General features: G+C 60.1%; 15 protein-coding genes. 5 read left to right on the top strand and 10 right to left on the bottom strand.

Annotated elements, in window-relative coordinates:
- Positions 1-110: 110 nt before the first annotated feature.
- Positions 111-1,958: a hypothetical protein gene (locus tag FHX08_RS15885; RefSeq protein ID WP_132653230.1), complete on the top strand. Its 1,848-nt coding sequence runs from the start codon at positions 111-113 to the stop codon at positions 1,956-1,958.
- An 11-nt stretch (positions 1,959-1,969) separates the two neighbouring features.
- On the opposite strand, the gene FHX08_RS15880 is transcribed toward FHX08_RS15885, so the two are convergent.
- Positions 1,970-2,212: a hypothetical protein gene (locus tag FHX08_RS15880; protein ID WP_132652968.1), complete on the bottom strand. Its 243-nt coding sequence runs from the start codon at positions 2,210-2,212 to the stop codon at positions 1,970-1,972.
- Positions 2,213-2,792: 580 nt separating this feature from the next.
- Between FHX08_RS15880 and xseA the strand changes: the two genes are divergently transcribed.
- Both xseA and FHX08_RS15870 read left to right on the top strand, forming a co-directional pair.
- Positions 2,793-4,376, top strand: coding sequence for an exodeoxyribonuclease VII large subunit (xseA, locus tag FHX08_RS15875; RefSeq protein WP_132652967.1), 1,584 nt, complete (start codon positions 2,793-2,795; stop codon positions 4,374-4,376).
- Positions 4,377-4,378: 2 nt separating this feature from the next.
- Positions 4,379-4,969 (top strand): NAD(P)H-dependent oxidoreductase, encoded by a 591-nt coding sequence (locus FHX08_RS15870; RefSeq protein WP_184327306.1) that lies wholly within the window; start codon positions 4,379-4,381, stop codon positions 4,967-4,969.
- Here FHX08_RS15870 and FHX08_RS15865 read toward each other — a convergent pair whose 3' ends face one another.
- Complete coding sequence (locus FHX08_RS15865) at positions 4,970-5,467, bottom strand: MarR family winged helix-turn-helix transcriptional regulator (RefSeq protein WP_132652965.1); 498 nt, start codon at positions 5,465-5,467, stop codon at positions 4,970-4,972. It abuts the gene before it with no gap.
- Between the two features lie 81 nt (positions 5,468-5,548).
- Here FHX08_RS15865 and FHX08_RS15860 point away from each other — a divergent pair, with 81 nt between their 5' ends.
- Positions 5,549-6,472 (top strand): EamA family transporter, encoded by a 924-nt coding sequence (locus FHX08_RS15860; protein WP_132652964.1) that lies wholly within the window; start codon positions 5,549-5,551, stop codon positions 6,470-6,472.
- Here FHX08_RS15860 and FHX08_RS15855 read toward each other — a convergent pair.
- Together FHX08_RS15855 and FHX08_RS15850 are read right to left on the bottom strand one after the other, a co-directional pair.
- Positions 6,420-7,673: an aminopeptidase gene (locus FHX08_RS15855; RefSeq protein WP_132652963.1), complete on the bottom strand. Its 1,254-nt coding sequence runs from the start codon at positions 7,671-7,673 to the stop codon at positions 6,420-6,422. The genes FHX08_RS15860 and FHX08_RS15855 overlap by 53 nt on opposite strands.
- A gap of 120 nt (positions 7,674-7,793) precedes the next feature.
- The gene (locus FHX08_RS15850; RefSeq protein WP_184327305.1) at positions 7,794-8,477 is read right to left on the bottom strand and encodes a glutathione S-transferase family protein; all 684 of its coding nucleotides are present in this window, start codon (positions 8,475-8,477) and stop codon (positions 7,794-7,796) included.
- Positions 8,478-8,578: 101 nt separating this feature from the next.
- On the opposite strand from FHX08_RS15850, the gene FHX08_RS15845 reads away from it, so the two are divergent.
- Positions 8,579-9,022 carry a MarR family winged helix-turn-helix transcriptional regulator gene (locus FHX08_RS15845; protein ID WP_132652961.1) on the top strand — a complete coding sequence of 148 codons (444 nt, stop codon included), beginning with the start codon at positions 8,579-8,581 and terminating at the stop codon, positions 9,020-9,022.
- Here FHX08_RS15845 and ybaK read toward each other — a convergent pair whose 3' ends face one another.
- From ybaK to FHX08_RS15815, 6 genes are all read right to left on the bottom strand, one after another.
- Positions 9,023-9,496 carry a Cys-tRNA(Pro) deacylase gene (gene ybaK / locus FHX08_RS15840; protein ID WP_132652960.1) on the bottom strand — a complete coding sequence of 158 codons (474 nt, stop codon included), beginning with the start codon at positions 9,494-9,496 and terminating at the stop codon, positions 9,023-9,025.
- 3 nt (positions 9,497-9,499) lie between these two features.
- Positions 9,500-9,850, bottom strand: coding sequence for an ArsC family reductase (locus FHX08_RS15835; protein WP_132652959.1), 351 nt, complete (start codon positions 9,848-9,850; stop codon positions 9,500-9,502).
- A gap of 69 nt (positions 9,851-9,919) precedes the next feature.
- Positions 9,920-10,699 carry a phosphonoacetaldehyde hydrolase gene (phnX, locus tag FHX08_RS15830; protein ID WP_132652958.1) on the bottom strand — a complete coding sequence of 260 codons (780 nt, stop codon included), beginning with the start codon at positions 10,697-10,699 and terminating at the stop codon, positions 9,920-9,922.
- On the bottom strand, positions 10,696-11,826 hold the full coding sequence (locus FHX08_RS15825; RefSeq protein ID WP_132652957.1) for a TIGR03364 family FAD-dependent oxidoreductase: 1,131 nt from the start codon (positions 11,824-11,826) through the stop codon (positions 10,696-10,698). The genes phnX and FHX08_RS15825 overlap by 4 nt, the downstream gene beginning before the upstream one ends.
- 104 nt (positions 11,827-11,930) lie before the next feature.
- Positions 11,931-12,992, bottom strand: coding sequence for a succinylglutamate desuccinylase/aspartoacylase family protein (locus FHX08_RS15820; protein ID WP_132652956.1), 1,062 nt, complete (start codon positions 12,990-12,992; stop codon positions 11,931-11,933).
- Positions 12,993-13,060: 68 nt separating this feature from the next.
- Positions 13,061-13,582, bottom strand: coding sequence for a 2'-5' RNA ligase family protein (locus FHX08_RS15815; protein WP_165911865.1), 522 nt, complete (start codon positions 13,580-13,582; stop codon positions 13,061-13,063).
- Positions 13,583-13,726 lie beyond the last annotated feature (144 nt).

Here is a 13,726-nt window from a genome sequence, read left to right as displayed (position 1 = left end):
AGCGTTAACAAGCCCCTATGAGGAAATGAAAGAGGCATCTCCTGTGGTTTACACTTTCTTGATAAGCCAGGGCTAAGGTTTGCCCATCACGCAACGACCTGGCTACGATGATGAACGCAGTGCAGCCGATCGCCAAGGCGCAATCAGCATCAGCCAGGACTGGATTCATTAGCGGAATCCGGCAGCTGCTGACACAGCTGCTGCCATCGGCCCTCATCTACACCATTATCCTGATCGGCATCATCACCGTCATGAAATATGCCGGCGGTCCGGTCGATTATGTCGGCCCCGATAATGACGACGGCATGCGCCTCGTGGAAATCAGAGATTTCCTGAGCGGGCAGGGCTGGTTCGACCTGATGCAGTATCGACTCGGCCTCGGCGAGGGTACGCTTATGCACTGGTCGCGGCTGATCGACCTTCCGATTGCCGGTTTGATCCGTTTATTCGGCCTCTTCCTTAGCCATGACGCCGCGGAGGCCGCCGCACTCGTCGTCTGGCCCCTGTCGCTTGTCTTTCCCCCCATGTTTGCCATGGGTCTCGCGGGTCAGCGTGTCGGCGGCCTTGCCGGCATGCACCTGTCCTTCTGTTTTGCCGGCATGGCAATCTATACCGGCAATCGCTTCGCGCCTGGCGCCATCGATCATCACAATGTCCAGCTCGGGCTTGTCGCAATCATGACCGCGATGCTCTTCGATGAAAAACAGCGTGTCTGGAACTATGTCGTTGCCGGGGCAACAGCTGCATTGGCGATCGCGATCGGCGCTGAAACCACGCCCTTCGTCGCGACCTATTGCTTGGTGGTGGCCCTGCTTTGGGCCTGGGAGGGCGAACCGTTCGAGGCCGCTACCAAGGCTTTCGGCCTCAGCCTCGCTGTCACGATCAGCATCTTCTTCTTCGCAACGGTGCCGCCATGGCAATATTCGGCGGTCACCTGCGACAACCTCTCGCTCGGCTTTTATAGCCTTGCAACTATTGGGGGTGGCCTGCTGTTGGTTTCCGCGGTCTTTGCCAGCCGTCTCGGCCGTGGTCTGCGTTTTGCCGCGCTCGCGGCCGTCGGCGCCGCCGTCCTTGCTTCGGCATTGGCCATCGCGCCGCAATGCCTGGGCAATCCGCTCGGTAATCTTGATCCGATGTTGGTCGAGCTCTGGCTGCGCAATGTCTCGGAAGCGCAGTCCATTCTCGCGCTCAGCCGGACAGATCCCTTTTCCATCGGGGCATTCTACGCGCCTGGCCTGCTCGCGATAGCCGTCTGCATCTTCCGCTCGGTTAGAGGTGATCGCGTGCAGGTCCATCTCGTGCTTTTGGCGCTTTTGAGTGTCAGCTGGGCCGTCGCCCTGGTTCAGGTTCGGGGCGCTGTCTTTGCAAATCTGCTGTCTATCCTGCCGCTCACCTTGCTGATCATCGAAGTGCGCCGCATATCGAATGGCGATAGCGAGAATGCCGCGGCAGCTCTTGTCTATATCCTGACGGTTCTGGCAAGTGTGCCGGCGGTGTGGGCGGTTGGTGGCGCACTTGTCGAAATGCAAGTCAACAAGACGAAGAATGCGAGGAACCCAGACCGGCTCTCCTGCTCATCGAAGCAGGCGCTCGCTCCGCTTGCCGCTCTGCCGCCCGGCATGATCTCGGCGCCGTCGGAAATGGGCGTGCCGATCTTGCGCTACACATCCAATCGTGTCCTGTCGGCGCCCTATCACCGTAACCAGGGTGGCATGCTGACCGAAATGCACATCGGTCTGGCCGAGCCAAAGGAGGCCGAAGCATTTCTAAGAGGAGCGGGCGTTACGACGTTTGCGTTTTGCCCCGATGATCTGCAGACGAGTGAAATCGCCAGATTGAAGCCCGACGGGCTCTATGCGCAGCTCCGCAAGGGTAATATTCCGCCCTATCTCGATCCGCTGCCGAAGGCCGCCGACAGCGGCGTCCAGTTCTTCCGTTACTGGCCGACGTCGGACTGACCCCCTATCTTTCAGGAATGGGCGAGGACCGCACGTAGACGATCGGTGGCAAAGAGACCGCCGAGATAAAGCAGCAGACCGGCATTGTAACCGATGATCGTGTAGAGAAGCGCCAGGAATGATACCGCGCCGCCGGAGGCGATCGCGGCGAGGGCAAAAGTCAAGCCGATGAACATGGCGACCAGTGCAATAGCGCCGGCCGAGCGCATCAGGCCCACGGTGAGGCCCAGTGTGGTTGCTGTCAGGATGATCATGTCGTCACCTCTTCTTCAGGTCGTTTGCAGGAGCCTAGGGGCCCTCCGCTAACAAAAGTTTATTGGGCATCCTCCATGAAAGCTTGAATTGCAGCCATGGTTACGGATGCGTTCACCTGACGGCATTTCCCCCGGCTTGCGCCGGGTATATGTTTCGATCCAGGTCAACTCTGTTACAGGCTGAAAAGTTCCGTGACTATTTCTCTTACGTAAACGGAACTTTCCAGCTGGGCCACAGCGTTGAGACGAAGCAGCGTCATGCTGACAATTCGATCGATGCCTGATCGACTGGTTGTTCGGAAAGAGAGCGAGCCGAAACCCTCTAAAGGGTATTGAGCATAGCGACGGTAATAAAAGAGACTGTTCCCACACCGTTCATCGGTGGGGAATTTTCACTGCCAAGCATGCTCATTTTTCGGGTCGGGTGTTCGCCACTCCCTACGAACATGAGTAATACTAAGTTTTTTTTACAAGTTGCGATATCCCTATTTCTTGGGTCCTCCACCGATTTTTGGATAAAAATTCACCCTTCGCCGGCCTCGACCTTCCCGTTTGGGGGCTATCAAAATAGAAAGAGGAGATGAGCAATGTCTTTGATGGCGATTCGCCCACCAATCTTGCGGAATATTCGGTCTCTGAGCTGTCCGGTTCCATCAAGCGGACCGTCGAGACGGCGTTCGACCAGGTGCGCGTGCGCGGCGAGATTTCCGGCTACCGGGGTCCCCATTCTTCCGGCCATGCCTACTTCTCGCTGAAGGACGACCGGGCTCGCATCGATGCGGTCATCTGGAAGGGCACCTTTTCCCGCCTGAAATTCCGCCCGGAGGAGGGCATGGAAGTGATCGCGACTGGCAAGGTCACGACCTTCCCCGGCTCTTCCAAATACCAGATCGTTATCGAGACGCTGGAGCCTGCCGGCGCCGGCGCGCTGATGGCATTGATCGAGGAGCGCAAGCGCAGGCTCGGCGCGGAGGGCCTCTTCGATCCCGCCCGCAAGAAGCGCCTGCCCTTCATGCCTGCTGTGATCGGTGTCGTCACCTCGCCCACCGGCGCCGTCATCCGCGATATCCTGCATCGCATCTCCGATCGTTTCCCTGTCCATGTCATCGTCTGGCCGGTTAAGGTGCAGGGGGAGGGCTCCGGCGAGGAGGTGGCGAACGCCATCAAAGGCTTCAATGCCCTGGAACCCACAGGGGAGATCCCGCGTCCGGATGTGTTGATCGTTGCCCGCGGTGGCGGCAGCCTCGAAGATCTCTGGAGCTTCAACGACGAAATCGTCGTGCGTGCTGCAGCCGATAGCCGGATTCCATTGATCTCTGCCGTCGGCCACGAAACGGATTGGACGCTGATCGATTACGCCGCCGATGTCCGCGCGCCAACGCCGACGGGTGCCGCCGAAATGGCTGTGCCGGTCAAGGCCGAGCTGGAAGCGCAGGTCGCCGCGCTTACTGCCCGCCTGCAGGGCTGCATGAGCCGCCAGATGGACCAACGCCGTCAGTCCGTCCGCTCCCTGATGCGCGCCTTGCCTTCGCTCGACCAGCTGCTGGCACTGCCTCGCCGCCGCTATGATGAGGCAGCTGCTGGCCTTGGCCGCGGGCTGGAGCTCAACACGATCAACAAACGCCGTGGCTTCGAGCGCGTCGCGTCGCATCTGCGCCCAGACGTACTGTCCAATCGCATCACCGAGCGTCGCCAGCTTCTCAGCGAGCGCATGGCCCGCGCGGAACGCAGGGTCGAGCGCCTGCTCGACCAGTCGAAGTCCCGTATCGAGCGCGCCGAGGCGATCCTTGCCTCTTTGCCTGCGCGGTTGAAGACCCAGACCGACCGCAGCCGAGAGCGTCTCGGCAATCTCTCGCGCCATGCCGATACGGCAATCCGTCATCAACTGACCCGCGCACGTGCAGAACTTTCCGCACAGGACCGCGTGCTGCAATCGCTGTCTTACAAGAACGTGTTGAAGCGCGGCTACGCCGTCATCCGCGACGAGGATAACAGGCCTGTCTCGCAAGCCGCCGCACTTTCCGCCGGCATGGGCATTGCTATCGAATTCGCAGATGGCCGCGTCGGCGCCGTAACGACGGAAGGCAGCGCGCCGCCGACCGGATCGAAGAAGCGCGCGACCAAAGCCAGCGAGCCGCCTCCGAAACAGGGAAGCCTGTTCTAGCGATGCGAATCCTGCTCGTGCTTGCCCATCCGCTACCGGAAAGCTTTGCCACCGCGGTGGCGCGCACCGCCCGCGAAGCGCTGGAAGCCTCAGGCCATGTCGTCGATCTGCTTGATCTCTATGCCGAGGATTTCGATCCGCGCCTGTCGGAAGCGGAGCGACGCGGTTATTTTGACACGCCCTACGATACGTCAGCCGTTGCCGGCTTCGTCGATCGGCTGAAGGCGGCCGAGGGGCTTGTCCTGGTCTTTCCGCAATGGTGGTTCAATTTTCCGGCCATCCTGAAGGGCTTCTTCGATCGCATTTTTACGCCGGGTGTGGCCTTCACTCATGATGCCGCCGGCGGTCGCATCGTACCGCAGCTCACCAATATCCGGTTGCTCTATGCACTGACGACGACAGGTTCGCCCTGGTGGCTGGTGCATGTGTATATGGGCAATCCGGTTCGTCGCCTGCTGAAGCGCGGCATCGCCAATTTTTGCTCGAAAAAGCTGATCTTTCGCATGATGAGTTTGCACGATATGGATCGTGCTTCTGAAGCTAGGCGCAAGGCGCATCTGGAGCGTATCCGCAAAGCGCTCGCTGCCATCTAATTATTCGAAATCCGATAGGAATTTCTTAAGCAGCCGGTTGAGCTCCGCCTTCTCATCGGTCGACAGATTGCGCGCCAGCCGCTGCTGGTTAGCAACATGAGCGCCGACTGCTGCTTCCACAGTCGCAAGCCCCTTGTCCGTCAGCGCGATCAGCACACTGCGTCGGTCTTCTGGGTTGAACAGACGCTCCACGAATCCGGCCTTTTCCAACTGATCGATCCGGTTTGTCATCGTGCCGGAACTGACCATGGTCATGCCGAGCAATTCTCCGGGTGACAGCCGATAGGGGGCGCCGGAGCGGCGAAGCGTTGCCAGCACATCGAAGGCGGAGGTCGACAGACCGTGCTGGAGAAGCACCGCCTCCACCTCGCGGCTGATATGCGTCGTCAGCCGTTTCAGCCGGCCGAAGATGCCCATGGGTTCGACATCCAGCTCCGGCCGTTCGCGCCGCCATTGCGCCAAGATCCTGTCTACGTGATCTTCGTTGGTTTTGCTCATGCTGCATCGATATCAGCAGATCTCTTGACGTCAAGATAAAATGTGTTATTCTGGATTTATCTTGATGTAGAGATTCTTGATATGAAGAAAAATTCCCGCTATGTGGCCGATGTGCTGACAACCGCGATCGCCCCTGCAATATGGGGCAGCACCTATTTCGTCACGACATCTTTCCTGCCGCCGGGGTATCCGCTGACGGTTGCCATGCTGCGCGCGTTACCAGCCGGCCTGCTTCTGCTGCTGATTGTCCGGAAACTGCCCACGGGCATCTGGTGGGGCCGTGCCTTCATTCTCGGCGCACTGAACTTCTCGCTCTTCTGGGCAATGCTCTTCGTGTCGGCCTATCGCCTGCCAGGCGGTGTTGCCGCCACGGTCGGCGCCGTCCAGCCATTGATCGTTATTGCACTGTCGCGCCTTGTCCTTGGCAAGCCGATCCGCTCCCTCGCCGTCATTGCAGGCCTGATCGGCATGGCGGGGGTCGGGCTTCTAGTGCTGACGCCGAGCGCGGCGCTCGATCCCGTTGGTGTCGCCGCAGGTCTCGCCGGTGCAGTGTCGATGGCCTTCGGCACGGTATTGACCCGCCGCTGGCAGCCGCCGGTCTCCAGCCTGACGTTTACCTCATGGCAATTGACTGCAGGCGGCATCCTGCTCGTACCTGTGGCCCTTTTCCTGGAGCCAGCGTTTCCGGTGCCGACAATGGCCAATATTCTCGGCATCGCCTGGCTCGGACTTGTCGGCGCGGCTTTCACCTATCTGCTCTGGTTTCGCGGCCTGTCACGAATCGAGCCTTCCGCCGCAGCATCGCTCGGTTTTCTAAGCCCCGTCGTCGCAACCCTGCTCGGATGGCTGGCGCTCGGCCAGAGCCTGACGCCGACGCAGCTTGCCGGATTTGCCATGGTTCTTGTCAGCGTCTGGCTGAGCCAGCACAACCTGATGCCGAAGGCGGGTGTTGTTACGCCCATTCCCCATGGCGCATCACCGGCACCCGCGATCCGTCAGGTTTGATGCCGTCGATATCGACCTTGTCGGAGCCGATCATCCAGTCGATATGGATCAGGCTGGAATTGCCGCCTTGCGCCTTGATCTTCTCCTGGCTCAGCGAAGCGCCATCGAGGAAGCACTTCGAATAGCACTGGCCGAGCGCGATATGGCACGAGGCGTTCTCGTCGAACAGAGTGTTGTAGAAGAGGATGCCGCTTGCCGAGATCGGCGAGGAATGCGGCACCAGCGCCACTTCGCCGAGCCGGCGTGCACCTTCATCCGTATCCAGCACCTTATTCAGGACCTCCTCGCCGCGCGAGGCTTTGGCTTCGACGATGCGGCCATCCTCGAAACGAACCCTGATATTGTCGATCAGTGTGCCCTGATGCGAGAGCGGCTTGGTGCTCGACACATGGCCCTCGACGCGCAACGCATGCGGCGTGGTGAAGACCTCCTCGGTCGGGATATTCGGATTGCAGGTGATGCCGTTCTTGGCCGTGGAGGCACCACCATGCCATTCATGGCCGTCTGCCAGGCCGACAGTGAGATCCGTGCCCGGTCCGGTGAAATGCAGCGCGGCGAAACGCTCGCCGTTCAGCCAGGACGAACGCTTGGCAAGATTGGCATTGTACTCGGCCCAAGCTGCGATCGGGTCGTCGAGATCGACGCGCGAGGCCGCAAAGATCGCCTTGGCGAGCCTGGCAACGGCGATCGCTTCCGGGTCATCGGGAAATACAACCTTTGCCCAGGAAGGGTTGGGATAGGAGACGATGTTCCAGTTGATGTCGAAGTTGGAGATCTTCTCCAGAGCCGGCTTATAGGCCGTGGAGTTGGCGCGGTTGGCGCGGCCGACCTTGCTCGGATCCTGCTCCGCCAGCAGCATGGGGTTGTCGCCGGCGACGGCCAGACGGGCGGCACCGTTCTCATAAGCCTTCGCCATCCCATCGTATAGCCAGCCGGAAGCCCGGTCAAAGCTCTCGTCGCTGCCATATTGATAGCGCGCCAGTGTCGTCTCCTCGTCGGAGTAGAAGGTAGAAACCAGTCCGGCGCCGGCGAGGTAAGCGTGTTTGGTGATGAGCCGAACCAGCGGCAGTGCCACGACAGGAGCGGTAATGACGAGATCCTGCCCCTGCCGAAGCCGCAGGCCCACCTTGATGGCGACTTCCGCGAGCTTCTCGAGTTTGACGGGATCAACGGCGCTGTGGCTCTGGGGCATGAACGTCATGGGTCAACCTGCCTTCTATAATCTGCGACGGGTAGAGATTTAGACCCCTTTAAGGCGAAATTGAAGCGTCCGCATTCGATTTGAAGGGCGGCCGAATGCATATCCGGCCGCCTTTGCGAGTCAAGCGGCGGCGGGCAGTTTAAGCAGTATCGAGTTATGCTTATCGAGGAATTCCATCAGGCGTTGCGCATAGTCTTCGCCAACGGCGTCCCGAACGCTTGCTCGCTCGGACAACGCTTTGCGCCAGCGTTTGACCCGCTCGAGCCCGTCGAAGATCGGGCTATCACCGAGGGTATCGAAGAGATCGAAGTACCGAAAGATTGGACCAAAGACCGCGTCGACGAGGCTGAAGCCGGCCCCGGCGAAATAGGGTCCATCCGTCAGCGCGCCCTCGATCGTTGTGAATTTGGCGACAAGTGCCTTGTGCTTGACTTCCAGTTGCGCAGCATCCTGTGCCGTCTCGTAGCCCCAGAGATCGGAAAGCACCGAAGAGCCGAATTCCATCCATCCGCGATGGCGGGCGCGGCTCAAAGCATCGGTTGGATGTAGGGCAGCACCCGCCTGCGTTTCCTCCAGATATTCGCAGATGACGCTGCTTTCGAATAACACCTCTTCGCGGCCATCGTCCTCCTGTATCCGGAGCAAGGGCACCTTGCCGAGGGGCGAAATTTTTCGGAACCAATCCGGCTTGTCGGCAAGATCGATATTGATGCGTTCGAACGGCACGCCCTTTTCGAGGAGTGTGATCGCTGCGCGCTGCACGTAGGGGCAGAGATGATGACTGATGAGGTTGAGCCTGCTCATGAAAGTCTCCGAGTGGTTCGCAAGGGATTGGTCGGTTGGCGTGTATGCAAATGCATATAATATCGCTTGCGATAGGATTCAAGGTAGATGTAATTACATTTATGCCTGAGAATATTCCGAAGCCGAACGACGCCGTTGTCTCTGCCTGGACGCGCCTCATGCGCGCCCGCGAGCGGCTGCTTGGCCTGATCGAAGCCGATCTGAAGGCGGCCGGCATGCCGCCGCTTGCATGGTATGACGTGCTTTGGGAACTGGCGCGCTCGCAATCCGGCAGGCTGCGCCCCTATGAGATCGAGGAGCGGACGCTGTTGGCACAGTATAATCTTTCCCGCTTGATCGATCGGCTGGAAAAAGAGGGTCTGGTCGGTCGCGAGGTCTTTGAACAGGATGGGCGCGGCCGCTGGGTGGTGATCACTGATGCTGGGCGGCAGCTTCGGGAGCGAATGTGGACCGTCTATGGCAAAGCGATCGAAACACACGTCGGCTGCAAGCTTGCCGAAGGCGAGGCGAAGATGCTTGCCGGCCTTTTGGATCGCTTCCTCTGATCAGGCGATCAGTGGCGCAGTAGTGGCCTTCAGTGCCTTCAACGCCTCTTTCGGATCGAGCCGAACCTGCAATCCGCGCTGCCCGCCATTGATGTAGACCAGCGGCTCGGCGAGTGCGGTTTCCTCGATCGCCGTCGGCACGATCTTCTTCTGTCCGAATGGGCTGATGCCACCGACATGATAGCCCGTCAGCCGCTCGGCATCGGCTGGCTTCATCATATTGGCGGATTTGCCGCGAAAGGCACTGGCGAGTTTCTTCATGCTGACCTCGCGGTCAGACGGCACGACAACGCAGACCGGCTTTCCATCCACCTCCGCCATCAGCGTCTTGAGCACGCGATGCGGATCCTCACCGAGCGCCTCCGCCGCCTGCAGCCCGACACGCTCGGCGTTCGGATCATAATCATAGGTATGAAGCGTAAAGATGACGCCCGTCTGTGCAAGAACCTGGGTCGCGCGCGTGGTTTTGGACATGGCTCAGCCCTTGAACGTCTGTGCGTAAATTTCGGGCTTGAAGCCGATCAGCAGCTTGCCGCCGGTTTCCAGCACCGGCCGCCTGATCATCGACGGCTGGTCGAGCATCAGGGCGATTGCCTTTTCCCGATCGAGATCTTCGCGCGCCGCATCCGACAGATTGCGGAACGTGGTGCCAGCGCGGTTCAGCACTGTTTCCCACCCGGCCTCGTCGATCCAGCGTTCCAGATGCGCACGGTCAATGCCGACCGCCTTGTAATCGTGAAAATCATAAGCGACGTCGTGGCCATCCAGCCAGCTACGGGCCTTCTTCATCGTGTCGCAGTTCTTGATACCGTAAATGGTAACGGCCATGCCGGTGAGTCTCCCTGTTTGGTCAGCGAGATAACACGCCGGATGAGCGCTGCAAACGCCGTCTGGTTCTTATCCCTCGAGCTCTTCGATGAGCGCCGGCAGATCGGCTACCGTCTCGATTATGTAGTCGGCCCCGACTGCAATCAGCTTATCGCCGATCCGCTTGTGCAGCTCGGCGCGTGCCTCAGGCGAAAGCGCATCCACCTCATCAGGCGTCAGGCCGGCCTCGTTGCCGGAGAGCGTCAGGCCAACTGTGACGCAGCCGGCGGCAGCGCCTTCGGCAATGCCGGGCTCGGTGTCATCAACCTTGATGACGGCGGAAGCCGGATAGACCATCAGGTCGAGGAAGCACTTATACATGCCGATCGGTGTAGGCCGGCCGAGTGGTAGGTCGTCGGCGCAGATGAGATTGTCAGGCGCGTAACCCTGCGCGGCGGCGAGCGGCAATACCCGTTCCATGATCGAGCGCGTGTAACCGGTGGTCGAGCCGATCCTCATCTGCCGCTCACGCAGATACTCGATCGTCTTGATCGCGCCAGGCACGAGCGTGCAGTAATCGGCCACGACAGACTCGTTCAGCGGCACGAAGAGCTCATACACTTTATCGATTGCTGCCTCGTCGGGAAGCGCACCCTGTGCCGCCTGCCAGCAGGCGGCGATATGCGGCTCGGCGAGCATCGCGGCAATATGCGCGCGCTTCGGAAGCCCCATTGGCTTGCGCGCATCGGCGATCGTCACCTCGACGCCAAATTTGGCGAACGTTTCAACAAAAGCGCCCATCGGCGCGAAAGAGCCGAAGTCGATCATCGTTCCGGCCCAGTCGAAGACCACTGCCTTGAATTGAGTCATGCTGCGCTCCCGAAAAGATCCTCGATGGTTTCCTCGCCGATGCCGAAAGCGGTCGAAGCACCGCAGCCAGCCGTGACGACGACGATGCGCAATGCGTCGGAAGGCTTGTCCGTGAAGCGCCAGCGGTCCGGTGCAGAGGCATACGTGCCGATCCAGCGCTCGGTAATGAAGCGTCCCGGCAGATTGAGCACGGCGTCCATCTCGTCAAGGGTCAGCCGGTCGACCCGCTCGAGACCGAATGGGTCGGGCGTTTCGGAATAATGGTGGCTGTCGCCGACGATCAGCGAGCCATCCTCCGATTGCGTAACGATGAGGTGGATGCCATTTTCCCGCTCCGGCTTGAACTCACGGTCGAGCCGCGCCTTCAATGCTGTCGCTTCAGGTAGTTCAGCATAACCGAGATAACGCCCGAGCCCGAGATCGGACATGACGGCCGTGCTGAGCGAGACCCGCTGAGCCGGCACGACACGCATCATCTGCAGCTTGCAGCGTGTCAGGTTATAGGCAGCAATCCGGTCAGCAAATAGGCTCTTGAAATCATCGCCGGGGCAGACAACCACAGTCTCTGCTTCGATCAGGCCGGCTGAAGTCTCGATCCGCGGTGGTTCCGCGGCGCTCACCGCCGTCGAGCGGCGGAACTCGATGCCATATTTGGCTTCGAGATAGCGAGCGAGCAGCGGAATGGCCGTGCGGGATTCCACGCGCAGCTCATGCGGGCTGTAAAGCGTGAAACGCGCCGCCTCCGGCCGCAGCGCCGGCACCAGCCGCCGTGCCTCGTCGACTGTTAGTCTTTCGCAACTCTCGCCCATCGCGGTGCGCAGGAACGCGTCGATCACAGCTTCGGATTCGTCGAGCCTTGCTGCAAGTAGCAGTCCGCGCTGCAGGACATCGATGCCGGCATCGTCGACAATCTCGGCCCAGATATCGCAAGCGCGCCGTGCCTTGTCCCAGCAGTCACCGGCTTGCTGGCCGGTCACAGTCACAAAGCCGAAATTGCGCACCGAAGCACCGTTTGCCTGTGCGTCACGGTCGATGACCACTACGCGCTTGCTGCGTTTTGCCGCCGCCAGCGCATGCGCCAGCCCGACAATGCCCGCGCCGACAATCGCAATATCGTAATGCGCCATGAAAGCTCCTTCGCAACATGTCTGCAACGGCTTGGCGGATTTTCTTGAAGCCTGTGTGACAGTTGCGCGGAGCCTTACATTCGCGTGTAGAAAAGAACGCCGGTTCAGTCTTCCAGCGTACCGGCCTTTCGCGCTGCCTTGCTTGGCCGGTCGGCCGCAATCTTCATCAGGTCGCCGCGCCGGCGCACGAGCCGGTCGGAAATGCGGGTCAGCAGCAACCCGTCCTGCGGCGCCCTGATGTCGATATCGCCTTCCACAAACCCGGGTCGGGTAACGATCGTCGCCAGAAGGTCTCCTTCCGCGACATGCTCGCCGATATTGCGATGGAAGAGCACGGTGCCGCCCTCCGGCGCGCGTATGATTTCAACATTGTCGAGCGGTACGGCCGGCCCGGAGAAGGCCGCATCTCCCGCCGCCCTGCCACCGACGACACCGCGTCCTATCAGGAACTGCAGCAGGCCTTCGGCATCTTTCGCGGCCATGTCGGGATAGACATCGCGCCGGCCGCGCAGTTCCACCGTCACCGACAGCTTGCCCGGAAGCTTGGCTTTGCGCTCGCCCGGTACCTCGTACTTCCAGGCAAAGCCGACAGCTTCCTCGAAGGCGGAGCTTTCGCCATCCGAAAGCAGCACCGCCTCCATGTCGAGCGCGGTCGCAAGGTCTGCCGCTTCCGGCCAGAAGGCTTCGTCGATATAGGCATATTGCAACGATTCATCGTCACAATGCAGGTCGAGCACCAGATCGGCGCCTAATGCCATGTGGATCAGCTGCCGCTTCAGACGATTGGCGGCTGAGCACTTATCAAGTTCGTCGACCAGCTCTGCGCGATCACCGACGGCAATCAGCGGAAAGTCGCGGTTGAAATTGGTCCTCGAACCGAGATCGAACCTGCCTTGCAGCTCGCCGAAATGCGATTGCGCCGCTCCGATTGGATTTGCCTGCGGCACGACCGTGATATCACCGGCGATCCGGCCCTCGCTCTCGGCTTGCCGTAACTTGCCGCAGAAAAAATGCGCCAGCGCCGTCCCCGGCAACTCGTTGGCGTGCAATGCGGCCTGGATATAGACTTTGGGGGCAGCAGGATCGCTCCCCTTGAAACGGATGACCGGTAACCGCCATTCGATGCCGGGCGTATCGCCGGGGATGATGATCTCTGAAACGTCCACTGTCTTGCTCCGCATTGCATATTGGGTGGGAGTTTTATGCGACTCCCCACCCGCGGCGCAAGCTTGGATCAGCCTAGCAGCGGCCAGCGGCCAAGTACATTATGCTCGCTCTTTCCATAGATACTGTGGATCAGCAGGAACTCCCGGATATTCCACTGCACCGGCCGGCTGAGCTTTTCGGGCAGAATGGTCTTGCGATCATAGAGCAGCGTCATGTGCGGCGTCAGGTGGCCGCCGAGGTTGTAGGGCAATCCAGCCTGGTACAAGCCTTCCTGGATCTGGCGGCGAAGGTCCGTCAGCTCCTCGTTTTCCTGCCTGCTGCAGATGACGAAGGCTTGCGATTTGCCCTGGTGGCGGAAGCTCATGACTTCATCGAGCACAAGATCGAACGGCCGGGCGCACACTGTCGCAGCGATCTGTTCCGCGCCGAACACGATATCCTGTGGAAGCTTTCGATAGGCGCCAACGCCATTGAGCGTTATGTGGAGCAGCTCACGAGGCCGGATTGGGCTGATCAGGGAATGGATTGTTCGGTAGGTTTGAGCGATCTCCAGCGCTTCGTCTGCAGCTTCAGTAGTCGGGCGAAGCATGAAGAAAAGCCTGTGGTGAGGTTCGCCGGCTGGGCTGGATTTCTTCCGGGGATCTGAGCCATTCGGATCGAGTGGAAAGTGAGGCATTCGAACTACGGACTACATCGCCCGCCTCCTTGTTTTACAAGGAGGAGCTTATCAGAG

Source organism: Rhizobium sp. BK529 (assembly GCF_014194105.1).
Lineage (GTDB): Bacteria > Pseudomonadota > Alphaproteobacteria > Rhizobiales > Rhizobiaceae > Rhizobium.
Note: the sequence above shows the minus strand (reverse complement) of the source record. Positions and strands in the feature narration are given on the sequence as shown.

Coding starts and splice junctions, on each gene's coding strand:
- FHX08_RS15885 (WP_132653230.1), top strand. CDS start 111: ATGAACGCAGTGCAGCCGATCGCCAAGGCGCAATCAGCATCAGCCAGG.
- FHX08_RS15880 (WP_132652968.1), bottom strand. CDS start 2,212: ATGATCATCCTGACAGCAACCACACTGGGCCTCACCGTGGGCCTGATG.
- xseA (WP_132652967.1), top strand. CDS start 2,793: ATGAGCAATGTCTTTGATGGCGATTCGCCCACCAATCTTGCGGAATAT.
- FHX08_RS15870 (WP_184327306.1), top strand. CDS start 4,379: ATGCGAATCCTGCTCGTGCTTGCCCATCCGCTACCGGAAAGCTTTGCC.
- FHX08_RS15865 (WP_132652965.1), bottom strand. CDS start 5,467: ATGAGCAAAACCAACGAAGATCACGTAGACAGGATCTTGGCGCAATGG.
- FHX08_RS15860 (WP_132652964.1), top strand. CDS start 5,549: ATGAAGAAAAATTCCCGCTATGTGGCCGATGTGCTGACAACCGCGATC.
- FHX08_RS15855 (WP_132652963.1), bottom strand. CDS start 7,673: ATGACGTTCATGCCCCAGAGCCACAGCGCCGTTGATCCCGTCAAACTC.
- FHX08_RS15850 (WP_184327305.1), bottom strand. CDS start 8,477: ATGAGCAGGCTCAACCTCATCAGTCATCATCTCTGCCCCTACGTGCAG.
- FHX08_RS15845 (WP_132652961.1), top strand. CDS start 8,579: ATGCCTGAGAATATTCCGAAGCCGAACGACGCCGTTGTCTCTGCCTGG.
- ybaK (WP_132652960.1), bottom strand. CDS start 9,496: ATGTCCAAAACCACGCGCGCGACCCAGGTTCTTGCACAGACGGGCGTC.
- FHX08_RS15835 (WP_132652959.1), bottom strand. CDS start 9,850: ATGGCCGTTACCATTTACGGTATCAAGAACTGCGACACGATGAAGAAG.
- phnX (WP_132652958.1), bottom strand. CDS start 10,699: ATGACTCAATTCAAGGCAGTGGTCTTCGACTGGGCCGGAACGATGATC.
- FHX08_RS15825 (WP_132652957.1), bottom strand. CDS start 11,826: ATGGCGCATTACGATATTGCGATTGTCGGCGCGGGCATTGTCGGGCTG.
- FHX08_RS15815 (WP_165911865.1), bottom strand. CDS start 13,582: ATGCTTCGCCCGACTACTGAAGCTGCAGACGAAGCGCTGGAGATCGCT.